Below are 24922 nucleotides of genomic sequence, written 5' to 3'. Positions count from 1 at the left end.
GCTCACTCGATGGCCGATGTCTCCAGAACCGTCAGTCTGTAGAATGCCTTTCCGTCAGGAGGAACATCGCCATCAACCACGGTGTTGAGAGGCGGTGACGCTTCTACATCCTCCACGATCATCGTCCAGTTCCGGAGATCATAGGATCTTTCAAGTTTGTACCTGCGCCCGGGCGTCGGCACCCACGACACGGACACACCACCACCATTCTCAATCGGGCGCTGCGCGATCTCCCCGACACGCAACATCGATGAAGAGTTCCTAGGATCCGTTCCAGCCAGATACTCATGCCGGTTGGAAAATCCATCCCCATCGGAATCGAGGTTGCTGTCCGCCGGATCGCTGTCGCTCAATCCGTTGGCCTCTTCCCACCACCTTGGCAGACCATCCCGGTCATCATCGATCCAGAGCAAAAGACTGAATTGAATCTCATTGTTCCCGGTGTCCACATCGCCCGACAGGCTCTCTCCATCCACCGTGACAACATAAGATTTTGCCCCTTCCGGATGACTGCCGGCAGGGAGATCCAGCGGAAACTCCAACACCTCTCCCGGAGCCACTTGGCTCACCACTTTCTCCACGAGCACCACTCCGCTCTCCCGCTCCTTGAGCTGGAGAGTCGATACCGGAGACTCGGGAGCGGAAAGATTCCTGACTTTCACCAGCACCCGCGCCGAACCATCGCGCAGCACCCTCCCGGACTGATATTCCACCTGGAGATTCACCCCGTTGAGGGGTAGCGAAAGCATGTTGTTTTCTTCATCCGATTCCGCAACCACTCCGTCCGGGTCTACCACCGCGAACACCATCCTCGCCACCGCCGGCTCCGGGATCATCCAGCCCACCGTTACCTCCGCATCATCCGAGGCCTTCAACCAGCCGGGTACGGTCGCGGTTCCGATCAATGTGCCACCTTCCTCCGGATTCCCATCATAAAAGGCCACCACCGCATCCTCCACCGCCACGTTGCCGGTGTTCCTGATCTTGGCCTTGAGCGTGACCGCATCACCCGGCAGGAAATCTCCGCCTTCCGCGGAAAGGCCATCTGGAGCAACGGCCAGATCCTTCACAAGCGCGCGCTTCGCCACCAACAGGTCCACCCTACCCGGCTGCGGCACGCCCTCCACCTCGACGACCTCACCGCCTTCCATTGTTACGGCTTTGGTTTCATCGGTGATGGCCACATTCAGGTAGGCCATCGTCAGATTCCCCGCTGCATCCCATACGGGGGCAAAAGAGGTCTCCAGATCGCGATCATCGGAAAGCCGGGTATCCAGTCCCCATGTGTCCGAGACCGGGTCAAAGACGCGGCAGTGAACATCCGAGCCCGTTTCCGTCATATCCTGCCAGATCACCAGCAGATTCCCACTGGGGCCGATGGCGAGGGAAAAATCCGCCGCACCCATACTGTCAGTCTCTTCACGCACCACCGTAATCGCGCCCTCCAGATTCCGCTGCGCAACCAAATCTCCATTGCGATTCCAGACCATGTGGATCTCTCCCGCCGTGTCCACCGCCACCCGGGCATTCAGATCAGAAAACGCATCATGGGTGAGACGGATGGGCGCGGCCCAATTTCCGTCCGCATCCATCACGCGGGCGAAAAGTTCCGAGTCCGCCGATTCGGCGGTGTCTCCATCCATATCGCGTCCCCATACAAAAACCGCCTTGTCGCCGCCTGCCGCCAGGGAATGGGAAGTGTCTCCCGTCAGATTCGCCGCAAGTGTCTGCGGCGTTTGCCACGTTTTTGTGGCCGCATCCCAACGCGTGACCTGGACTTCGTTGTTGGTCACGGCCCCCTCCGCACCTTCACCTGCCAGCTTGTTGCCCTGATTGCGGATCCAGGTCAAAACAGCACCGCCATCCGCCAGCGGGCCGGAGAGCCGGGGCTGGTGATCGACTACCGCATTGGAGGTCATGGCTACCGGCACGGTCCAGGTTCCGGTGGCGGAGCTCCAGCGCGACCACATGATCTCGATCTGCGAAGCCGTCTCCTCCAGATCCCCTTCGCTGAAAGCGGGATCTTTGAACTGTTCCCAGACCGCAATGGCATCGCCATTGCCATCGAAAACCACCTGCGGAGAAAACTGCCCGTTTGGAGCCGGGGCCACCGCCTCCGGAACGCTCCAGCTTGTACCATCATAACGGGTCCAGGCGATCTCCGTGAACTGCAAGGGATGATCCTCTCCTGTATCGCGGACATAGAGCAGCATTGATGAATGATCCCGCCCTGCCAGCGCAGGCTCCGCTTCGGGAAAGACATTCTCCAACAAGGGCAACTCCGCTCCGACAGGCATATCCGGATCGTTCACGATCATTCTCGGAATCCTGCCTCCGGGGTTTACCCCTGCTCCGGACCTTCCCATCCGGTTGAATGAACCAAGCTCCCCCGCACCTCCTGCCACGAATTTTTCCGCTCCCTTTGCCCTCCACTGACGTTCCATCGGCCGAACATCCCTCATTGCATTCCCCGCCGCTTCCAGAACATTGGCCGGGGATCTTGCATGCCGGACCGAACTCCCTCTTGCTCCGGAGCTGGGATAATCGACAAAAACGTATTGCAGATCGACGACCTGCATCCCCCACTTCGACACGTAAAGTCCTGCATACGCGCGAACCCCCACTTCCTTCAAAAAGTCACCGGGTATTTTAAAGGTGATCCGCGGCTCTCCCCCGACATAGAACCGGGCTTTGACATTGAAAACCTTCGGCTCGTAGAAAGCTTCCAACGGTAATCTGCCGGTCAACTCCCCCGATTTCAATTTGAATTCCGGCCACAAGCCCATGGCAAGCCTCCCTTCGACATTAGGCTTCAGCATCACCACGATCACCACGTTGTCCAAGCTCTCACGGAGCCGCGGAATCCGGCCAAGCACATTCGAGATACCGGGCGCCAACAGATCCAGAGGCCCGAAAGTTCCGAGCCGGAACTGTCCTGAGATGTTGAATCTCGGCTCCATAGTCACCCCATCCAGAGTGAATCCCTTCGTCGGACTGGCGGTGCCCGTGCCACTGAAATGGAATCCCGTACTGGCTGACACCTTGCCTACATTCAAGGTTGCCAGCGGATTTTCAACATCTTTTCCGAAAGACAACACCCATTGTCCACTGGGAATATGATAGCTCAGCTCCCCTTCCGACTGCACTTTGCCTCCGAGAGTGCCGATCACCGGCAAAGTCACCGAATCGCCAATCGCTGGAGCTGGAAACTTCACCTTGATCTTCACGGTGTGCAATTCCGTACTGATGTTTTCCGGTGACAGGAATGATTCCAACGCTTTCGGCGACAAAAACACGTATACGTTCCTCACCTCTTCCTCCGACGCCACCGGTTCCATACCCCCTTCTTCCGGGATTCCCGTCGCCACCACTGAAATCGAATTTGCGTCGAACTGAATACTCGGAGTAAAATGTTCGTCCACGGAAATGGTGGCTTCATATTCCGGGCCGGAACCATCAAGCGTTTCAACCAGAACCCCGTTGGCAAAAAATTGAACCGATTCAGGCCGGTGGCCGTTCCAATTCACCTTGGCTTTCGCGGTGCATCGAAGACCGCATTTCCAGAGAAGAAAACCGTCGGGATCCGGTTGCAGCCACTCCACGTAAGGTGCGTCAGTCTCCGGTTTGAGTTCGATCAGCCCCAGATCCACCTTGGTGTTTTCCCTGACTTCGACATGCAGAGGGTCAAGATAATCCATGAATCCCTCTTTCGCCGCCTTGAAAACTCCTCCCGCAAGGGGATCGACCTTCAACTCGAACATGCCATCCGCACCAGTCACAACACCAACGGATCCGACGCTCACCGTGACTCCTTCCAAAGGAGGAGGGGGATACGGCCAGTTACCATCCAATATTCTTCCCGTGATGGTGAAGCTCCTCCGGGTGTCAACTGTCGTGATGTTACCTAATACACCCGCGCCACGGGCCAACCGGAACCCCAGGCTAGCGTTGAAGCCGTCTGGAGAATCGAAGTAGTTGCGGCTAGAGACTCTGCATAATTCCGAGGACCTGTCCCAGGCACCGCCACGAATCACCCGGAAACCTGTAAAATCACTCAAAGCAGAACTACGCGGATCACTTCGGGGAGACGCCTCATAAGGTTCCCACCAATCCCAGCACCATTCCGCCACATTACCCGCCATGTCATACAAACCATACCCATTGGACGCAAGACTTCCAACAGGCGACGTATAAGGCTCTCCGTTCGTGCTGTATGCAGGATGAGCCCCCCCGTTACTCTGATCGCCCAATTGACCGAAATCAGCCCAGTAGTTGGCAAGAGCATGGCTAATCGTATTCCCCCACGGATAACGAGCTCCATTCAGACCTCCCCGCGCCGACTTCTCCCACTCCGCCTCCGTCGGCAGACGATACCCACTGGCATACCAACTGCAATCGGGGGTATTGTTCCCAGTCCTATACACCTCCCCACCTACCCTGTAACAAGGTGCCAAACCGGCTTTCTCGCTCCGGGCGTTGCACCATTTCACGACATCATACCAAGTGATCACATGCACCGGGTGATGAGACCCTTTGCTGTAATTCGTATCGCCATAGTGAGACCCGATCCCCAGATCCGTGTAGCCGTTATTCAGCCCCCAAGCTCTCACCTCGTCCCACAAGGACTTCGTCACTTCATACCTCCCCATGTAAAACGCACTCACATACACAGTGTGAACGGGAAGCTCCCCGCCTGTTTCTTCGACCGAATCCCCCATCTGGAAGTTCCCCGCTGGTATCAGAGAGAACTCTCCCGTCACCGGGGCATCTTTCGTGGCTCTCACCCGGAACCTCACTGCTTCCGAAACGTTCCCGTTCCAATCCGCCCCCGCATCCCACACCGCTCGGCGGTTCGCTCCCGCCGCCACCTCTGATCCCATCGCACCGATCACGGTCGCCAACGGCAGCGTCCACGTCGCCCCACCGTCTGCCGAGCCTTCAAAAGCCACCCGATACGGGCCGTCGTCACCTCCAAGATCATAATACACGTCCACCAGCTTGGTTCCCGCGCGCTGCGCCGCACGGACATTCCCCACGGTCTGAGCATAGGAACATCCTATCGCCAAAACCATTGCCACACAGACGGAAAGCAGGGGGAATCTCATAAGTCCGCCAAAGATCATGACCCACCATTCCATCTGAAATCAACCGCATTTCAGGTGAATCAGGCAGCCTCCGGTCGGAATCTCCTGCAACGATCCGCCCCGTGACATTCTCGTGCGTGGCAACCACCGGACACTTGTGATTCAATCGCGGCGGAACCCCATGACATTCTCCCGCGTCATCTTTAGCTTTCTCTCCCTTGCCGCATTCCTCCTCACCTCCTGCATCGACGGGCGTGAGGAGGTGTGGCTGGCGGCCGACGGCAGCGGGCGGGCGCATTTCCGCTACGACATCCCGGCAACGGCGGCGAAATTCCAGGGAGGGATGAAAGGCGTGGAGGAGCTGCTGGACTCCCTGCTGGCGGACTTTCCCGGCTCCACGCGGGAGGTGGTGGTAGACGGGGACCGGCTGAAGGTGGAGGTGAAGCTGGCGTTCAAATCGGTGGATGAGATTTCAGAAATGACGTCCTCCCTGGAGGGCCGGCGGGTTCCCGGATCGATGGAACATCTTGCCGGCATCTTCGATGTGAAGCGAGAGGGCCTGGCGGTGGACTTCACCCGGACGGTGTCACCCGGCAAGGCACTCCCCACCGCATTCATCCCGGCATCGGAGTTCCGCGACCGCAGGCTGACCTACATCCTCCATCTGCCGGTGGTGCCGCAGGAATCCACGGCCACCCGCACGGAGAACGGAGGGCTGACCCAGATCTGGGACCAACCGCTGTCCGCAGCGATCCGCAGGCCGGTGGTGATCCACTTCAAGGCGAAGATTCCCGTTCCCGGATGGATCATCGCGGCGGGAGCGGGGTTGGTGTCGGTGATGGCCGGAGGGGTGTTCGTGGTGGTGAGGAAAATGCGGAGGCGGGGGTAAGGAGGGTCCTTACTTGCCATTGGCGGGAGCCGTTGCATCCTCCCGGCATGTTTACTGGACTTGTTGAAGCCACCGGCACCGTTGTTTCGCTGACCTCGCTGGGAGAGCAGGCGAAGCTGCTGCTCGACATCCCCTTTGCCGGGGAGCTTGCCCTTGGTGATTCCGTGGCGGTCAACGGCTGCTGCCTCACCGTGGCTTCCTTCGAGCCGGGCGGCGTGACCTTCGACATCCTCAGCCAGACGCTGAAGGTCACTTCACTGGGCCATCTGGAGGAAGGTTCCACCGTCAATCTGGAACGCGCGCTGCGCGTCGGGGACCGGCTGGGCGGACACTTCGTGCAGGGCCATGTGGACGCCACCGGCGGCATCATCGGGATCAGCCCGCACGGGCAGGACCACATGCTGGAGATCTCCCTGCCACGGGAGATCCACCGCCTCTGCATCGACAAGGGATCGCTGGCCATCGACGGCATCTCCCTGACCATCGCGGAACTGCGGGAAAACAGCGCCGTGTTCTGGATCACCCCGCACACCTGGGAGCACACGCACCTCAGGGCGGCGGCGGAAGGCCAGCCGGTGAACCTGGAGGCCGACCTGCTGGCGAAGCACGTGGACAAGCTGCTGGCGGCACGCGCCTGAGCCGTCCCCTCCGCCACATGCCGGCGGAGGGTTTCCCTGACAGGCCTTACTTGAACAGCGGGTCTTCCTTGTTGCCCTTGCTGAGGAGGTAGGCCAACAGGTCCAGGATGTCCGTGTCCTTGCAGGTGTTGAGCAGCCCCGGAGGCATCATGCTGGTCTTGCTCTGCTCCATGGACTTGATCCGCTTGCGATCCACGGAGGCAATCGCATCCGGGTTCATCATGTCCGTGTTGATCGAAAGCCTGTCGCCGTTCAGGTTCATGATGCGGCCATAGACCTTCGAGTCGTCGTTGAGGATGATCTCGAGCTGGCCGTATTGGTCGCTGATCTCCTTGTTCGGCTCGATGATGTGGACCAGCAGGTCGCGCGGGCTGTATTTCCCCGCCACGCTGGTCAGGTCCGGACCGATTGCGCCGCCCTCACTGCCGAAGCGGTGGCAGACGAAGCAAGCGGTGGCGCCGAAAAGATTACGGCCGTTCTCATAGTTCCGCCCGCCTTCCAGCCCCACCGCCAGCACCGGGTCGATGTCCTTCACGGTCCACTCCTTGACGAAGTTCCTGCCCGCATAGTCGAACTCCGGTCCCTTCACCTCCGGCTTGGCGTCGATGAGCGGCTGGAGCTTCACCTTCTCCTCCTCCGTCAGTCCGGCGATGGCGTCTTTCTTGATGTCCGCCATGAACATCGGGAAGCTGGCACCGCCCTTGAGCAGCGGGGCGCGCAGGCAGACCCACTTGAAGAAGCGCTCGCGCAGTTCCGGCGTCCATCCGGCCTTGGCCAGCCGCAGGTTCTTCGCATGGGAGATCTGTTCCTCCTGCGTGGGAGCGGTTTCGAGGATGGCCACCGCCTTCGGCAGGAAATCCGCGTCCTTCAGATAGACCAGCACTTCCGCCAGATCGACATCCAGCCATGGTTCCTTGGTCGGGAACAGCGAGCTCAGCTTCTTCGCCACCTTCGCGCGCACGGCTTCCTCCGGCTCACCAAAGCGGGCGAACGCGAGCTGGTAGTCACGCACGTAGGTCTCGCGGTCCAGGCCTTTGAGCTTGGTGAAGTCGATGCGGTCCAGGGCGTCCAGCACCGGCCCCAGCAGGGCCTTGTCCCCTTCCCCGGCACGGCACAGCGCCATGAGTGCGGTCAGCGAGGCACGCGGATCTTTCTCCGCCAGCGCCCTGTCCTTCCACTGCGAAACCGGCTGGTGCTCGACGGCGATGCGGGCAGCGAAGCGGATCAGGCGGTCCTCATGGCCGAGATATTTCCATGCGAAGTCCACGGCTTTCGCGTCCTGCTTGCCATGGAAAGCCTCCAACTGGCGGCGGAGACCCAGCAATGGCGGTGCCGCCGGGGTGGGTGCCTCCGCTGCGGGAGAAACCGCCGTCACACGGTAGAGGCCGCTCTGCACGCGGCGTCCGCCGATGAGGAAATACATCGCCCCGTCCTTCGGGTTCACGGACATGTCGGTGAGGGGCAGCGGGTTCGCGGTGATGAACTCCTCGAAGTCCGCCTTGTAGCCCGCTCCGTCCGGCTTCAGGTGCACGGCATAGAGCTTCCCGTAGCTCCAATCCGCGATGTAGAAGGCGTTCTGGTATTTCGCCGGGAACTTCGTGCCGTAGCCGAAGGTGACGCCTGTAGGGGATCCCGGACCGATGTCGGTCACGGGGGGCAGGCCATCCTCCCAGCGCACGGGCCATTTCTTGGAAAGGGAGCGCCAGCCGTATTCGCCACCGCTGATCACCTCGCACACGCGGGTGGGGCGGTACCACGGCACGCTGAAGTCCCACTCCATGTCCGCATCAAAGGTGAAGAGCGAGCCATGTTTGTCGAAGGCGGCGTCATACTGGTTGCGGAAGCCGGTGGTGACCAGTTCCCACTCCTTGCCGTCCTTGTCGGTCTTCGCCACCCAGCCACCGGGGGCCATCACCTCGCGCATGAAACCACGGCCGATGAGCGGCGGGTCCAGCAGGTTGTCCTCCGCCCAGTTCTTCGGCACGCGGCTCTTGTTCATCTCCGTGATGGGGGTCTGGTTGCCGACCACGACGTAGAGTGACTTTCCATCCGGTCCCGGCAGGACGGCATGCGGGCCGTGCTCACCACCGGAGGGGGCGAACTGCCGGAGCTGCTCCACCTTATCAAGGACGTCATCCTTGTTGGTGTCCGTCACGCGGTAGAGTCCGCGCGGGTATTTGCCGGAGTTGGTGACCACATAGAGCGAATCGAACGCCCAGCAGAGGCCCTGCGCCTCGCCGAGCTGGACGGGGATCGGCTCGATCTTGGTGTCCTCCGGCTTGCCGCCAATGGCAGGGACCGTGACGCGGAACAGGCCACCGTATTGATCGGAAACGATCAAGCGTCCCTTGTCATCGAAGCAGGACACCACCCATGAGCCTTCCGTGGCCATCTTGACGGTATGCAGCAGTTCCACCTTGAAACCTTCCTTCACCTTGATGGCGCTCACCGGGGTGGCCTCCGGTTCCTTCACGTCCGCCACGTTGTCGAGGGTCTTCGCCTTGATCTGTCCGGCCCATGGTCCCTCGCCGGCCAGGCCGACGGCCACGGCGGGTGCCCAGCCACTTTCATCCAGGGATGCGGAGGTGTTCCAGTTCTTCACACCCTTCGCGGAAACTTTCCAAGAGGTGTCGGTGACAATCTCCTCTTTCTTCCCGTCCTTTTCGATGAGCAGCTTTGCGATGAATCCCGCGGCTCCATTGCCACGGTTGACCGCCTTCACGGCGATGAGGTTGTCACCCTTCACCAGGGCCGGGGTGATGTCCACGCTGGCGGGGTTTTCCCACTCCTTGCTCCCGGCCATTTTCTTGCCGTTCACGAAGACAGCCATCTCATTGTCACAGGTGGCGGAGAGGCGCACTTTCTCCCCTCCCTGCAAGGAAATCACCTTGCGGATGTGGAGTTCCTGCCCGTCAGAGCCTCCTTTTTTGTCCCAGATCCAGGCAGGAGTCTTCTCCTGGGCGTGGAGCGGGAGGGCGGATAGAAAAACGGCGGCCAAGGCAGGCCGCAGGAACAGGGACGTGGTAGGTCGCATGGGTTAAAGGGAAGGATGGGATCTAACGGTGAAAAGGTTTTCCAAATTTCAACACCCATCCAGAAAAAACCATTTTTCCAAAGAAAAACACAAATAATCCCATACCGCGTCACAGCTTTCACCTCCATGAAACTCACTCTTTCTGGCGGTTGCGCACAAATACTGCTTAGTTACGCGCGACATGACTCGGGAACACGAACGCCTTGCCGAAGACAAGGAGCGCGCGAAGAACTGGAAGCGCTGGGGGCCCTACCTCAGCGAGAGGCAGTGGGGTACCGTCCGTGAGGACTACTCGGAGCATGGGAACAGCTGGGCGAACTTCCCCCATGACCAGGCGAGGCGGCGGGCCTACCGGTGGGGTGAGGACGGCCTGAACGGCTGGAGCGACCGCCAATGCCACCTTTGTTTCGCCCCCGCCCTGTGGAACGGACAGGACACCATCCTGAAAGAGCGGCTTTTCGGGCTGGGCGGAAACGAGGGCAACCACGGGGAGGACGTGAAGGAGTGCTACTACTATCTGGACTCCACCCCCACCCATTCCTACACGAAGGCGCTCTACAAGTACCCGCAGGTCACCTATCCCTACACGGCCATCCGTGTGGAAAATCAGCGGCTGGGCCGCACCGGTCCGGAGCTGGAGATCGCGGACATGGGCGTGTTCGACGGAGGCCGCTACTTTGACGTGATGCAGGAGGTGGCGAAACGCACGCCGGACGACCTGCTGTGGAAGATCACCGTCACCAACAACGGCCCGGAGGCCGCGCCCATCCACGTGCTGCCCAGCCTGTGGTTCCGCAACGACTGGGTCTGGGGGAACGAACGGGACATGCCGCTGCTGAAGCCGGTGATCTCACTGGAAGAAGAAGGCATCACCGCTTTCCACGAAAAGCTGGGCACCTACCGCTTCATCGTCGGTTCACCGGACGCGGAGGATGATTTCCCGTGGCTGTTCACTGAGAACGAGACGAACAACCAGTCGGTCTTCGGCACGGAGAACCTCACGCCCCATGTGAAGGACGCGTTCCACAATTTCATCATCAAGGGCCAGGAGGAATCCGTTTCCCCGAACGCGAAAGGCACGAAGACGGCCGCCCACCTCCAGTTCATGGTCCCGGCGGGTGGCTCCGTGGTGGTCCGCTGCCGGTTGCACTCCATCAAGGAAGACAATGGCATCGCGGGGCTGGACCGGTTCGAGGAAACGCTGGCCGCACGCGCCGGGGAAAGCGATGAGTTCTATGATCAGGTGATCCCCTCCGGCATCTCCGCGGATGAGCGGATGATCTGCCGCCAGGGCTACGCCGGCCTGCTGTGGACGAAGCAGTATTTCCACTACGTGGTGGAGGACTGGCTCAAGGGCGACCCCGCGATGGCGAAGCCGCCGGCCAACCGCTACGAGGGACGTAACAACGACTGGCCGCACTTTTACGCACGCGACATCCTCTCGATGCCGGACAAGTGGGAATACCCATGGTTCGCGGCGTGGGACACCGCCTTCCACATGCTGCCCTTCGCTGCGATCGACCCGGACTTCGCGAAGCACCAGCTCCTGCTGCTGCTGCGGGAGTGGTACATGCACCCGAACGGCCAGCTCCCCGCCTACGAGTGGAACTTTTCCGATGTGAACCCGCCCGTCCATGCGTGGGCGGTCTGGCGGGTGTACAAGATCGCGGACAACAAGGGCGAGCGGGACATCCTCTTCCTGGAGCGGGCATTCCAGAAACTGCTGCTCAACTTCACCTGGTGGGTGAACCGCAAGGACGTGGAGGGTCGCCATGTGTTCGCCGGGGGCTTCCTCGGGCTGGACAACATCGGGGTCTTCGACCGCTCCTCATCCCTGCCCGGCGGTGGCCGCCTGCACCAGGCGGACGGCACCGCGTGGATGGCCTCCTTCTGCCTGACCATGCTGGCCATGGCGCTGGAGCTGGCCCTCCAGAAGCCCGCCTACGAGGACATCGCGTCGAAGTTCTTCGAGCATTTCGTCAGCATCACGGACGCCATGAACTCCCTGGGAGGGACCGGCCTGTGGGACGAGCAGGACAGCTTCTACTACGACCAGCTCATCATCGACCATGAGGACCCCATCCCGCTGCGCATCCGTTCCCTGGTCGGGTTGCTGCCGCTCTGCGCGGTGACCGTGCTCAAGCAGAAGACCATCGATTCCCTGCCGGGTTTCCGCAAACGGATGGACTGGTTCCTGACCAACCGTCCGGAACTCCTCAAATACATCACCGTCCGCAGGGTGCCCGGCAGCAAGAACCCGGGCCGGTGCCTGCTGGCCATCCCTTCGGAGGCACGGCTGCGGAAGTGCCTGGAGCGCATGCTCAGCAAGGAGGACTTCCTTTCGAACTTCGGCATCCGCTCGCTGAGCAAGGCCCACTGGAAAAAGCCGTTCGTCTTCGAGCACGCGGGCCAGCACCACGAGGTGGCCTACACGCCCGGAGAGGCGACCACCGACATGTTCGGCGGAAACTCCAACTGGCGCGGGCCGATCTGGTTCCCCATCAATTTCCTGATCATCGAGGCGCTGGAACGTTACTACTACTTCTATGGGGACACGTTCACCATCGAGCATCCCACCGGCTCAGGAAAGATGAAGACCCTGCTGGAAGTCGCCATCGATCTCTGCGACCGGCTCATCTCCCTGTTCATGCCGGATCACAGGGGCTACCGGCCTTGCTTCGGTGACGCGGAACGCTACACGGACGTGCCACACTGGCAGAATCTCCTGCTGTTCCACGAATACTTCCACGCGGAGACCGGAGAAGGACTGGGAGCATCCCACCAGACCGGCTGGACCGCCTTGGTGGTCCGCCTGGTCCGCGAACGGCGCGAGAAGCTGGTGAACCCGCAGAGCATGTGCGCCATCCAGGGAGGCAAGGAAGTGAATCCGGTGAGGTGAGTGAGGAGGGAGGGACACACCTGTCCTCCCTCCTTACACCCCCAGGAAATTCCGGATGAGGCGGAGGCCGGCTTCCTGGCTTTTCTCAGGGTGATACTGGCAGGCCAGCAGGTTCGGCCTTTCGACCGCCGCCGCGAACTTTTCGCCACCGTACTCGGTCTCCGCCGCGATGATGGAATCATCCGCCGGGACGGGGAAGTAGGAGTGGACGTAGTAGAAATAGGGTTCGAGGCCGAGGCCCTGCCAACTGCCGGATTCCGCCCTGCGGGGAACCACGGAGTTCCAGCCCATGTGGGGCACCTTGACCCCCGGTTGGTCGGTGAAACGCTTCACCTGGCCGGGCAGGACGCCGAGACCGGCCACACCAGGCGTTTCCTCGCTCCATTCGAAAAGGATCTGGTAGCCCAGGCAGATGCCCAGGTAGGGCTTTCCGTCCAGAACCCACTGGCGGATCGGCTCGATGAGGCCGCGCTTCGAAAGCTCGTCCATGCAGTCCCCGAACGAACCGACACCCGGCAGGACCAGGTGGGTGGTTCCTTCCGGAATTCCCGGGCCGGAGGTGATCTCCGGTTCCACTCCGATGGCACGCAGCGCGTTCGCGACGCTGCGGAGATTCCCGGCGCCGTAGTCGATGAGTGAAACCTTCACAACGCCTCCTTGGTGCTCGGGATTCCCTTCACCCGCGGGTCGCGTTCGCACGCATCCCGCAGCGCCCGGGCGAGACCTTTGAAGATCGCCTCGGCGATGTGGTGGCCGTCGCGGCCGTAGAGAAGCTCGACGTGGATGTTCGCGCGCAGATTGGACGCCACGGCGCGGCAGAACTCCTCCACCAGGGTGAAGGGCATGTTCGGAGCGGACGCGGTGTTTGCTGGAGCGCGGAACTCCAGGTGCGGACGGTTGCTCAGGTCCACGACGACACGGGCGAGCGTCTCATCCATGGGCAGATAACAACACCCATAGCGACGGATGCCTTCCTTCGTGCCCAGCGCCTCACGGATGCAGTCACCGATGACGATGCCGGTGTCCTCGATGGTGTGATGCCCGTCCACCTCGATGTCCCCCACGGTTTTCACGTTGAGGTCGAACAACCCGTGCTTGGAAAACAGCGTGAGCATGTGATCAAAGAACGGGATGCCGGTGTCGATCGACGAAACTCCGGATCCGTCCAGGTCAATGGACAGTTCGATGGAGGTTTCAGCGGTCTTCCGGCTGCGGCTGGCGGTACGGGATGCTGGCATGGTGTGAATCAAAACTGGGCGCCCTTGGCCTTGGCGGCTTCCTTGAGCATGTCAATGTATTTGGCGGGGATCTCATACTCCCCCCCCTTTGAAACGGTGTCCTGAAGGATCTGCGGATCACTCTGTTCACCGATGATGCGGACGATGTTGCGATAGACCTTCCCGGCGTCCTTGCCGTTGTCCTCGATGGTGTCGTCCATCTCGTCCTCGATGGTTTCCAGGGCGTCCTCGAGGGAGTCCTTGTCGAACGGATGGGTCGCGCCCCAACGCGGTTTGGAGCTCCTGTCAGCTCCGGCGGATGCTTTCACCGCGGCCAGTTCCTCCTCAAGGGCGCGCTCGGCATTCGCGCGGGCTTCCCCGGCCATCCGCGAGAGGCCGACCCGGCGTTCCTCGGAACGGGCGTCAAAGGTGGCCAGTTGTTCTTCGATCTGGGCCTTGTAAGCGCGGAGGATCTGTCCTTTAAGGGGAAGGAGCGCACGGCGGGAAGCGGTGAGTTTGAAATCCGTCTGCAGGCGGTCGATGCCGCGCATCGCGGAAAGCAGGTCACCGCGGGCGGCGGCTTCCCGCACGCGCTTTTCGATGATGCGGGCGTCAATGTCGTAGGCGTCCGCAGCGTATTCCTCCGCGGGGATGACCTTTCCTTCGAGCTTGATACCTCCGGCGGAGGTCGCCCCGAGCTCGGACTTCAACGTGGCGAGCATGGTTTCCGCCTGTGCGACCAACGGACTCTTCGGGTTTTCCTTGATGAATTTGCCGACCAGGGCGATGCGGCGGGAGTATTCATCCGCCCCCGTCAGATCCGGCACCGGCACCAGTCCCTTGAGGGCTTCGAAAGCGACTTCATCCGTCTTTTCGGGGATGATCTCTGCCACATCCGCCTTTGCGACCGTCTTCTCATCACGGATGCTCTTCGTGACTTTCACGGAGAGGACATAGGAGTCGTCGTTTTCCTTGAGGATCTTCGCGTCCAGGCGCTCGCCATTCTTCAGGACAAAGGTGTCGGCGGAAGAACCGGCGGACATCAGGACGCAGGTCAAGGGGATCAGGGTGGTGAGACGGAGTTTCATGCAGAATCGGGTCTTTTTGGGAATGATGGAGAATCCGGGTTGTTAGTCTGACAAGTACAGTTCCTTCAGCAGATCGGCTGGATTGGCAATCAATTTCCCCGTGCCATCGGGAGATATGACTCTCACCGATCCGGCGGGAATTCCATCCGAATCTTTCGCAATCGCCCGCGGGAACCATTGCAGGGGAAGCCGCGACACGGTGTCCGCCATCTCCGGGGACAGCCCGCCGCCGAGGAGGATGGATCTCGAGTGATGCTCCACCAGCGCGGCGATGATGGAGTCGGTGTAGAGGACCGGGGCGGTGGCGGCCGCGGAGGGCAGGGGTTTGCCCAGCTTGCTGAGGGATTCACGGAATTCCCCCTTGGCCCCGGCCGCGCGCGCCTCCATCAGCGCGAAGAGTCCGCCGGTGCTGTCATCATAGACCCGGTAAGCGTCCACAATGGGCAGGTCCAGCACCGCGGCGGCGGGGGATGTTTCCACCAGGTTGCCGTCATTCATGAAGTTCGCCGCCACGGTCCGGACGATGGTTTCCGCCCACGCCAGGGAAGCGGGGTCGAGGGTGATGTCCGCGACATCCTGTGCGGCCTGTCCGGCGAGGACATGGACGAATGCGCGCGCGTCGGTGACGGAGCCCCCCCCCTTCCCGGCAACCGCCTTCAGGACGCCATCCTTGAAAAAAGCCCGCCATGAGCGCTCCAGCAGCGCCACCGCCTTTTCACGGTAAGTTTCCCCGCCGGTGGCGGTGTAGGCTGCGGCGTAGGCGGAGACCATCCTGAAGCTCGCCGCCGCATTCGGCGTCTGGTCGGCCGGGACTTTCTTCCACCGCGCGGCGCGGATGGCCCGGAGAGTTTCCTGGGATTTACGGAATCCCGCTGAGAACGCGGCGGCATCCACCCCCAGTTCCGTGGCGGTCTTCTCCAGCGGCTGGCGCAGCGAAAGGGTGTTCATCCGGAAATATCTCCGGGCGCTGTCGATCTCCGGCGGCAGGTTGCCGAGCTCCTGCATGCCGGTGGCGGAGATCCACCATCCGGCATCCTGTTCGGGGAGGGCATCACGGATCTCCCTGACGCTCCACATCCAGTCCTTCGGAACGGTGGAATTCACCGTACCGAAGCGGAACAGCCCGTCCTCCCCGGTGAACCGGCGCTCCGCGAACGCAAGCACGCCGAGCGCCCGTTCAAGGGCCAGTCCATCCCCGGTCAGGCGATGGGCGCGGAACAACGAGGCCGCCACCTTCGCCTGGTCCGGGCAATTCCACCCGAACATGGGAAGCGCCCAGGAGCGGTCCACCCTGCCGGAGAAAACCCCTCCTTCCAGCGGGTCGAACATCGCGCTGGCCAGCAAATCCCTGAGCATTTCGACGCTGGTTTCCTTTCCGCGCTCCTTCAGGGATGCGGGCACCCCCGGCAGCATGCCGGAGGCCACCGCCACATCGAGGGGGCCGACGGGGAAAAGCCCTCCCGTTTCATCCATGGTGCGTGAGACGGGATCATAAAGGGACATCAACTGCCGGGCGCCGTTGAGGCTATCCATCGCCGGATCGGAGGAAGGGGTGATGCTTTTCTGTATATCGGCCAGACGTTGGCGACGGTTGGAATTGTCCAGGGCGCTGTTCCGCCGGACGTAGGCGGGGTCGTCCTTCCACATCCGCTCCACCATGCCGTGGGACTGGAGGAACAACTGTTCCGTCTCCTCCTGGCTGGCGCCGGAAATGGGGATCCACGCGACCGGATTCCCCTCCGGTGTCATCCAGATGAAGACGGGCATCTGGAGCTGCCGCTTGATCTCCCGGCAGAGGGGATCCACGAGCAAGCCCATCTCCCTGACCACGTCGCCATCGACGAGGACGGGCACGTAGGTTTCACGGATGGCCCTGGCGATGACGGGTTCTTTCTCCAGACCACGGAGCGTCGCGCTGAAGTCCTGCTGCTGGGGCATCACCACCACCGCCAGCACCAGCCGCTCCGCCTCCCCGGCGGCTTTGAAGACTTCCCTGCCCCACGGCTGCCAAGGGATGGAGGAGGCGGCCTGCGACTGATAGACCGGCCCGTCGATCCCCCCCAGACGATTTTCCCGCAGAGTCTCCGGAACGGCGGCGGGCGGCGCGGAGGATGCCTGTTTCCTGCTCCGGCATGAAACGGTGCAGGCGGCTGACAGCAAGAGAACCAACGCATACCGGCAATAACGTCTTGGAGGGGAGATGGTCATTGGTCGTGCGAGGAAACCAGATTCACCTCCAGCCGCAAGTAACAATCCGTGGGCGAAGAAAAGACTTCCGGTGCGCCCCACGGCGGATAACCTCACCGAAGATTTTTCCACACGTGATCAGTATTGCGATTTCCAGTCAGAAAGGCGGAGTGGGCAAGACCACCGTCTCCATCAACCTCGCGCACGCCTTCGCCCGGGCGGGAGTGAAAACCCTCCTGGTGGATGCGGATCCCCAGGGTTCCGTGGGACTCTCGTTGACCCGCCAGTCACGGTTGCTCACCGGCTTCTATGATTTCCTGGCGGATCCGGCCATCCCGCTGGACCGCGTCATCGTACCGACACGGCTGGAGACCTTTTCCCTGGTCGCCAGCGGCCAGGCGAGCGACTATGAGACGGGCGGAGCCGGCATGGGTTCCCACCTCGCGCGCGTCCGTGCGTTCCTGCGGAATGTCAGCGCGCGCGGCTTCGACCTCTGCCTCATCGACACCGCCGCCGGACTCTTCGGAGTCACGGGCGATGTGATCGCCTCCAGTGACGCGGTGATGATCCCGCAGCAGTCGGAGCCGCTGGGCATCCGCTCCGTGCCGAAGCTGCTGGAGGGCCTGAACCGCCTGCGGGTGATGAATCCGCGCCTGACGGTGCTGGGCGTGGTCCTGACCATGGTCCAGAACGACCTGGCGGAAAGCCGTGAGGCGGCCACCGCCCTGCGCGCCCTGCTGCCACCGGAGATGGTCTTCAACACCCAGGTGCCGCGTGACGGTCTCTTCGTCCGCGCCAGCGCGCGGGGCCTCCCCATCGGCGTGCTGGAGGAAGGCGCCGGCGCGCAGGTGGTGTTCGACTCCATGCGCTCGGAGATCGAAGCGAAACTCGACATCAACGCCGCTGGCGGCGGCTTCCGGAGCTGATGAACCCGATCAATCCATGGGTGGACGCGGATGAGGTGCGCCGCATGGCCGAGCGGTTGCTGGCCCCCGCGCACCAGCCGGATCCGGGTATCCGGGATGCCGGGTTCGACTCCTGTTTCATCGGCTACGCATCCGGCGCGCCGGTGAACACACCGCCACCACAGGCGGCGCCGGCCCCTGCCGCTCCACCACCGCCTCCGGTCACGATCGAGCGCACGGTCACGCCTCCGCCCGCGTCCGCGGATGTCATTTCCTCCCCTTTCCACACGGTGACGGAGTCCCGCACGGTGGCGCGGGGTCCGTTCCTCGACCGCATCACCCGCTTCCGCGACTGGTTCGCCACGGAGTTCTCCGCCACCGGGATCTTCATCCTGGACCGCGAAGGCGCGGTGATCTTCGACGAGAACGGAAATGAGAAGCTCCACTCGCTGGCGCGGAACCTCGCGCTGGCCTCCCGCAAGCCGGGGGCGCCTCCGGCGAACGTCCGGCTGAAGATCGGCACGCGGGCCATCCTCGAGGTCATCCCGGTGGACACCGCCTACGGTTACCTGGTGCTTGCCGCCATCGTCCCGGACATCCTCCTTCCACCAGCAGTCGCCGCGGTGATGGATGGGTTGGCAAGGGCGGCGTCACCACCCGGCGCGTGATGGGCGGCCATGCCCGCAGCATTCAGGTCACCTTCCGGTTCTGGACGTAGAGGATGGCGCTGGAGGCGATGCCGCAGCCGATGACCAGCAGGATGAGGACCGCGCCGGAGTAGCGCTGGGTTTCCACCTGGAAATCCTTGCTCTCCTTTTCCATTTCAGCCTGGGTGGAGATTCCGGAGGCTGTTCCCTCCGGCCCCGCCGCCTGCTTGTGGCTGGTGAAAGGTAGCGGCTTCTTGAGGGCGAGGAAGATGTTCCTCGCTTCCTTGTTCCGGTAGTCGTTCCGGAAGGTCTCCGCCTCACGCACCATCAGGTCGATGCGTTCGTTGACAAAGAACTCCGCCGCGGGCCGGGCTTGATCCTCATCGTCCGGCCAGATTTTCATGGTTTCCACCTCACCCTTCTTCCCTTCACGGGTGGCCTCCATGATGCGGGTGACGAGCGCCCCCGCTTCCTCAGGGGTGGCGGCACCGGCGGCCATGAGACGGCGCAGGCCTTCCTTCAGCAGTTCCAGCCGCTCGACGCCCGGGCCTCCCGCGGCGGCGTTGCCGATGTTGCGGTCGATGCTGCGCTGGAGGCGGACGCGCTCCACCTCAAAGGGATTCCGCGTGGCCTGGGAGACGATCATGGCCTCATAGGCATAGCGCAGCGGCATGATGCGCGCGGGCACCGGGGAGCCTCCCCTCTCGCGGTTCAGCCCGGCGTTTTCAAAAAGGCCGCGGTTCATTTCCCGGTAGGGCACCAGCGCCCCGGCAAGCAGCATCTGCGGGACCAGCAGCAGCGGCACGGCGGTGAGGGCAGCACGCTCCGTCCTCACCAGGGTGGAAACCACCACCGCCATGGCCGTACCGGCCCATGCGGTGAGCGTCATCCACAGCCAGTGATCCATCAGCATGCCGCGGATCTCCAGGAAGTGGTTCCCGACGATGAGGTAGGCGAGGCACTGCATGGATGCGACCAGGCCGAGCGCGACGAACTTGGCGATGATGTAGGAAGTTCCGCCGGGCTGGCAGTTCCGCTCCCGCCGCAGTACGGCGCGGTCCCGCAGCACCTCCGTGGCGGAGTTCGTCAGGCCCAGGAACATGGCCACCGTCACACTGAGGAACAGGTAGGCGGGGATGTGCAGGGCGGTGGAGAAATCATACGGCCCCTTCGGCGACGAGCGCAGCGTGATGGAGATGAGCGCTGCCAGCAGCGGTGCCTCCAGGAAAGTGCTGTAGATGGTCCCCCGGTTCCGCACCTTCGACAGCAGCGAGCGCAGGAAATGGGTGGCGAAGACGGCGATGACCGCGCGCACCAGGCGGTTGGGGCGCGGCGGGACGGGCAGCCTTTCCTTCGATGAACGCTCCCCCAGCCGCGAGGACGGTCCGGTTTCCTGCGGCAGCAGCGACTTCAGCAGCGCCACGCTTTCGAACCTCTCCTGCCAGAAAGAAGACGGGAAACGGCGGGCGGCTCCGGTGTTCGACCCGCCGCCGATGGAACTCAGCGGTGTCTCCAGCACATCGAACACGAAGTCCGCGCCGAGGGGCGACTTCGCATGCACGGAGGGGTGGGAAATGGCCAGCTCCTCGCAGGCGTCCCTGAAATAGCCGACCATGCCGACCGGCGTGCCGAAGTAGGCCAGCCTTCCGCCGCTGTCCAGCAGCAGCACCTTGTCAAACAGGCGCAGCACCGGCGCACCCGGGCGGTGCAGGGAGGCGATGACAATCTTTTCCCGCGCCAGCGAGCGCAGTGTTTCCGCGACGTGCTCGGAGTCCTTCGACGAAAGGCCGGAGATCGGCTCGTCGAACAGGAAAACCTCCGCCCGGCTGCCCAAATCCAGGCCCAGGTTAAGGCGGCTGCGCTCACCGCCGGAGATGGTCTTTTCCCCGGGGGATCCCACCCGGCGGTTGGCGATGGTCTGGAGACCCAGTTCCGCGAGCATGGAGTCCACCCGCCGTTCATGCTCCGCGAGGGCCAGCGTCGGCCGCCGGATGGTCATGGCGTGGCGCAGGTGCTCCCGCACGGTGAGCTGCGGGTTGAGCGCCTCTTCCTGCGGCATGTGGGCGATGAAGGGGACCAGTTGCTCCCGGTGCTCGTAAAGGGGGATGCCGTTCAGCTTCACCTCCCCGCGCGTCGGCCTCCTCTGGCCGGACAGCACGGCCAGCAGCGTGCTCTTGCCACTGCCGCTGGGGCCGATGATGCAGAGCATCTCCCCGCGCTTCACCTCGAAGTTCACGTGGTCCAGCGCCCGGGAGTCAGGGCCGAAGTCATGGATCAGGTTCTCCACCTGGAGCGCCTCGATCTGCGTCCGTTCCTCATCGAGGAAGCCCTCGCTGAACCGGCAGCGCACGGCCTGGCTGCCGGAGAGGCGGATGAGCGAGCCATCCCGCAGCGGCACCTTTCCGCGGGCGGGGAAGCCATCGACCATAACGGGGCCGTCGCTTTCCTTCACCTCCAGCAAACCTTCCCCGAGCTGTTCGTCGAACTTGATGTGCATCACCACCCGCGGGGCGAGCTTCGCGCCGAGCAGCAGGTCCCCGGCGGAGAGCGCGGAGGCGTCGTTCGACACGATGTATTCCTGGCGTTCCGCAGCCAGCCGGAAGCGACGCCCGGACTGGGTGGCCATCCGCCGCAGTTCATTGATGGAAAGACTGAACTCGCCGGAGTCCGCCAGGCGCTCATGGTTCCGGCAGGTGACCACCTCGCCCTTTTTCATGGCACCCTTGCTGCCTGCGTGGATGTCGATGTCCTGGAGCGCCTCCACCTCCGCATCCAGGCCGAAACGCACCCGCATCACGCTCTGCCGGCCACGGGTCCGCTCCGCGGTGATGCCCTCATCCCCCTTCCGGAGGTAGATGGAGGGCGCGTTCCCGGTGCGCTTCACGTTGAGGAAAAAGATCACGTCCTCATAGCTGAGGGTCCACCCGGGCACCACCAGCGGCTGGCGCTCCCGCATGCGGAGGAACGCCCCCGTTTCCAACGACCTCCCGCGGATCCAGAGCGGCGCGACGCCGGTGTTCCTCACCAGGATGAGGTCTCCTGTGCGATAGACGCGGAACTCCTGGTCACGGGCTGCCGGGGGGAGGATGACGTCCGCATTCTCATAGCCGAACACCAGCCGCTCGAACGGCGGTTCCTCCAGCACCCCGTCCCCCCGCATCTCGCGCAGGATGGCCAGCCCGTATTCCGGCCGCCCCAGCCTGCGCATGAAAATTTCGAACGTGGCGCGGCTCCGCTCGGACTTCCCTGCGGCATCCACCAGGGTGAACAACTGGAGGCCCAGCGCCATCTTCCCCTGGTTGTCCAGCGTGTCCTTCAGCGCCATGGCCAGCCCCTGGAGCGGCCGGGGGTGCTTCACCGCACGCTGCAACCGCTTCGCCAGCCAGCCATGGTCCACCTCCGGGAAAGCACTGCGGAGCATGTCCAGGATCAGGTCCGCCTCCATGGGGCTGAGGATGTCATCCAGGGTGGCGAAGGCGGCGAAGGCATCCACCAGCGGCCCCACGTGGGAGTCCGACCCCGGACGCAGCGCCCGCAACCTTCCTATGCCCGGCACGGTCCGCAGCCACCCCAGCCAGCGCCCCCGCCGTGACGGCACGGCTTTCATCTTCCCGGGGGCTGGTTCGGATTCCACGCCCGCTTCATTGCCAGACGATCACGCCGCCCGCAAGAGTGTGAACCTGTGATTTCAAAAGGAAGACCTACCGCAGAGACGCAAAGGCCGCCAAGGGACGCAGAGATCTCCCCTTTATCCCTTCCTTTGCGATCCTTCGCGAACTCCGCGGCTTTGCGGTGGATCTCCCTCACCAGGCAGCTCCGGAAGGACGTAAAAAAGCAGTTTCCTTTTCACCCCTCTCGCTTATTCTCGGTTACTCCGGTTTGACGCTGGCCGGGAAACTGCTTCCCGCCTCTCCGTCTTTCCCTCCGGATTCCGTAAATCCATCATGTCTGATCAACAGAACAATCCCACCCCGCCTCCCGGACAGAACCGAGGCCCCGGCGACAGCCCCGGCTTCAACTGGCGTCTTCTCGGCCTCCTCAGCGTGGCGGTGGTGATCCTCGGCATCGCCTATTTCACCCCGGCCATGTCGGGGAATGCCGAAATTCTCAGCTATTCCCAGTTCCGCAAGGCATGGGACCAAGGCCGCATCGTCACGGATGAAGCTGAAAAACCGCTGCAGATCGTCACCTCGGACTCCTCCAATGATGTGACCATCACCGGCTGGATCTCCCCGGAAATGGTCCCGGCCCCGAACTCCCAGGCGGAGACCAGCACATTCCAGGTCATCCTCGACGCCGGCCTGCAGCAGGAAGTCCGCGAGATCGCCGGCGAGCGCGTCACCAACGTCCAGGAGGCCACTTTCCAGCCCCCTGCGGGCACCCGCACCCTCACCTTTGCGGACTTCCGCAAGGCCCATGCCCTCGGCGAGATCCCGGAGGACAAGGGCGGCGCGAATCCCCTGCGCATCGTCACCACCCCGGAGGCCACCATCCTCACCGGCACGATCAACAGCTACCAATACGTGGCGAAAAAGGACGCGCAGACGAACAAGGAGGAGGCCACCCGCCAGTTCAGCGTTCCGGTTTCCGGCACCATCCTGAAGGACCAGCTCGCCACGCTCCTCAGTTCGAAGGCGAAGTACAAGAAGGATCCCGCCTACCTGCGCAGCGCGATCTCGATGTTCCTGCCGTTCCTGCTGATCATCGCCCTGCTGTTCTTCCTGTTCCGCCAGCAGATGAAGTCCGCCGGACGTGGCGCGATGTCCTTCGGCAAGTCGAAGGCACGCCTGCTCACCATGGACCGCAACAAGGTCACCTTCAAGGACGTGGCCGGCATCCAGGAAGCGAAGGAGGAGCTTTTCGAGATCGTCGATTTCCTCCGCGACCCGCGCAAGTTCCAGAAGCTCGGCGGCTCCATCCCGAAGGGCGTGCTGATGGTCGGCTCCCCCGGCACCGGCAAGACCCTGCTGGCCCGCGCCATCGCCGGTGAGGCGGACGTTCCTTTCTTCTCCATCTCCGGATCGGACTTCGTTGAGATGTTCGTCGGCGTGGGTGCGTCCCGCGTCCGCGACATGTTCGAGCAAGGCAAGAAACACGCGCCTTGCCTCATCTTCATCGATGAGATCGACGCCGTGGGCCGTCACCGCGGCCACGGCATGGGCGGTGGCCATGACGAGCGCGAGCAGACGCTCAACCAGCTCCTCGTGGAAATGGACGGCTTCGACACCCAGGAGGGCGTCATCATCATCGCCGCCACCAACCGCCCGGACGTGCTGGACCCCGCGCTGCTGCGCCCGGGCCGCTTCGACCGCCAGGTGACCGTCTCCCTGCCGGATGTGAACGGCCGGGAGGAGATCCTCCGCGTCCACGTGAAGAAGATCAAGCTGGCCGCCAACACCGACCTCGCCGTCGTTGCCCGTGGCACGCCCGGCTTCTCCGGTGCGGAGCTGGCCAACCTCGTCAACGAAGCCGCCCTCCTCGCCGCCCGCAAGGGCATGACCGCTGTCACCCTGGCGGAGATGGAGGAAGCCCGCGACAAGGTCCGCTGGGGCCGCGAGCGCCGCTCCCTGGCCATGTCCGACAAGGAGCGCGTCGGCACCGCATGGCATGAGGCCGGCCACGCCTACCTCAACATGGTGCTGCCGCACACCCACCCGCTGCACAAGGTCACCATCATCCCGCGCGGCCCTTACCTGGGCGCGACGATGTATCTGCCGGACGGCGACAAGTACTCCACCCAGAAGAAGGAAGCGCTGGCCAACCTCATCGTCACGATGGGCGGACGGATCGCGGAAGCCTTCCACAGCGACGACGTCTCCAACGGTGCGTCCGGCGACATTCGCCAGGCCACCTCCCTCGCCCGCGCCATGGTCTGCGAGTGGGGCATGAGCGACAAGCTGGGCATGGTGGAATACGGCGACGGCGACGGTCCGGTGTTCCTCGGCCGCGGCGACATGGGCGGACGCAAGGTCAACTACTCCGGCCACACCGCCAAGGTCATCGACGAGGAGATCAAGGGTTTCATCGACAACGCCTATGCGGAAGCCGAGCGCGTCCTCACCGAGAACCGCGAGGTGGTCGAGAAGATCGCCATGGCGCTGCTGGAGTATGAGACGCTGGACGCCTCCCACCTCCGCGACATCATCGACTTCGGCGAGATGCGCAACCCGCCTTCCGCCCCCAAGCCACCGCCAGTGCCGGATGAGCTTCGCAAGAAGCCCGCCCCGAAGGCGACCGGCGACGACCGCCCGGACGACGGCACGCCCATCCCCGGTGCCGTAGGTGCCCCGGCCTGAGACCTTGGAACATTTCCCTGAACGCCGGTCGGAAGACC

The 24922-nt window shown here is 62.9% G+C and carries 13 protein-coding genes; 6 read left to right on the top strand and 7 right to left on the bottom strand.

Translation table 11 applies throughout. The annotated features are described in order from the left end of the window. Positions 1–2 precede the first annotated feature (2 nt). On the bottom strand, positions 3–5138 hold the full coding sequence (locus KF712_01800; protein ID MBX3739698.1) for an SUMF1/EgtB/PvdO family nonheme iron enzyme: 5136 nt from the start codon (positions 5136–5138) through the stop codon (positions 3–5). Between the two features lie 127 nt (positions 5139–5265). On the opposite strand from KF712_01800, the gene KF712_01795 reads away from it, so the two are divergent. Continuing rightward, positions 5266–5973, top strand: a complete 708-nt coding sequence (locus tag KF712_01795; protein MBX3739697.1) for a hypothetical protein — start codon at positions 5266–5268, stop codon at positions 5971–5973. Positions 5974–6020: 47 nt separating this feature from the next. Continuing rightward, positions 6021–6611, top strand: a complete 591-nt coding sequence (locus KF712_01790) for a riboflavin synthase (protein ID MBX3739696.1) — start codon at positions 6021–6023, stop codon at positions 6609–6611. Positions 6612–6657: 46 nt separating this feature from the next. On the opposite strand, the gene KF712_01785 is transcribed toward KF712_01790, so the two are convergent. After that, positions 6658–9645, bottom strand: a complete 2988-nt coding sequence (locus KF712_01785; protein MBX3739695.1) for a c-type cytochrome — start codon at positions 9643–9645, stop codon at positions 6658–6660. Between the two features lie 181 nt (positions 9646–9826). Here KF712_01785 and KF712_01780 point away from each other — a divergent pair, with 181 nt between their 5' ends. Then, positions 9827–12544: a glucosidase gene (locus tag KF712_01780; GenBank protein ID MBX3739694.1), complete on the top strand. Its 2718-nt coding sequence runs from the start codon at positions 9827–9829 to the stop codon at positions 12542–12544. Positions 12545–12577: 33 nt separating this feature from the next. On the opposite strand, the gene hisH is transcribed toward KF712_01780, so the two are convergent. The 4 genes from hisH to KF712_01760 are packed head-to-tail and all read right to left on the bottom strand — an operon-like array spanning position 12578 to position 17009. Beyond that, positions 12578–13192 carry an imidazole glycerol phosphate synthase subunit HisH gene (hisH, locus tag KF712_01775; protein ID MBX3739693.1) on the bottom strand — a complete coding sequence of 205 codons (615 nt, stop codon included), beginning with the start codon at positions 13190–13192 and terminating at the stop codon, positions 12578–12580. Beyond that, entirely contained in the window at positions 13189–13782 is a 594-nt protein-coding gene (gene hisB, locus KF712_01770; protein MBX3739692.1) for an imidazoleglycerol-phosphate dehydratase HisB, read from the bottom strand. Before hisB ends, hisH begins: the two co-directional genes overlap by 4 nt. An 8-nt stretch (positions 13783–13790) precedes the next feature. Further along, positions 13791–14849 (bottom strand): hypothetical protein, encoded by a 1059-nt coding sequence (locus KF712_01765; protein MBX3739691.1) that lies wholly within the window; start codon positions 14847–14849, stop codon positions 13791–13793. Positions 14850–14891: 42 nt separating this feature from the next. After that, positions 14892–17009, bottom strand: a complete 2118-nt coding sequence (locus tag KF712_01760) for a DUF255 domain-containing protein (GenBank protein ID MBX3739690.1) — start codon at positions 17007–17009, stop codon at positions 14892–14894. On the opposite strand from KF712_01760, the gene KF712_01755 reads away from it, so the two are divergent. Both KF712_01755 and KF712_01750 read left to right on the top strand, forming a co-directional pair. Then, on the top strand, positions 16961–17962 hold the full coding sequence (locus tag KF712_01755; GenBank protein ID MBX3739689.1) for a ParA family protein: 1002 nt from the start codon (positions 16961–16963) through the stop codon (positions 17960–17962). The two genes, KF712_01760 and KF712_01755, sit on opposite strands and share 49 nt — an antisense overlap. Continuing rightward, entirely contained in the window at positions 17962–18609 is a 648-nt protein-coding gene (locus KF712_01750) for a hypothetical protein (protein ID MBX3739688.1), read from the top strand. Before KF712_01755 ends, KF712_01750 begins: the two co-directional genes overlap by 1 nt. A 22-nt stretch (positions 18610–18631) precedes the next feature. On the opposite strand, the gene KF712_01745 is transcribed toward KF712_01750, so the two are convergent. Continuing rightward, on the bottom strand, positions 18632–22195 hold the full coding sequence (locus KF712_01745; GenBank protein MBX3739687.1) for an ATP-binding cassette domain-containing protein: 3564 nt from the start codon (positions 22193–22195) through the stop codon (positions 18632–18634). Between the two features lie 337 nt (positions 22196–22532). On the opposite strand from KF712_01745, the gene ftsH reads away from it, so the two are divergent. Further along, positions 22533–24884 (top strand): ATP-dependent zinc metalloprotease FtsH, encoded by a 2352-nt coding sequence (gene ftsH / locus KF712_01740; protein MBX3739686.1) that lies wholly within the window; start codon positions 22533–22535, stop codon positions 24882–24884. Positions 24885–24922: the final 38 nt, after the last annotated feature.

It is taken from the genome of Akkermansiaceae bacterium (assembly GCA_019634595.1).
GTDB lineage: Bacteria > Verrucomicrobiota > Verrucomicrobiia > Verrucomicrobiales > Akkermansiaceae > Luteolibacter.
The sequence above is the reverse complement of the archived record's forward strand: the minus strand, read 5'-3'. Positions and strand labels throughout refer to the sequence as shown.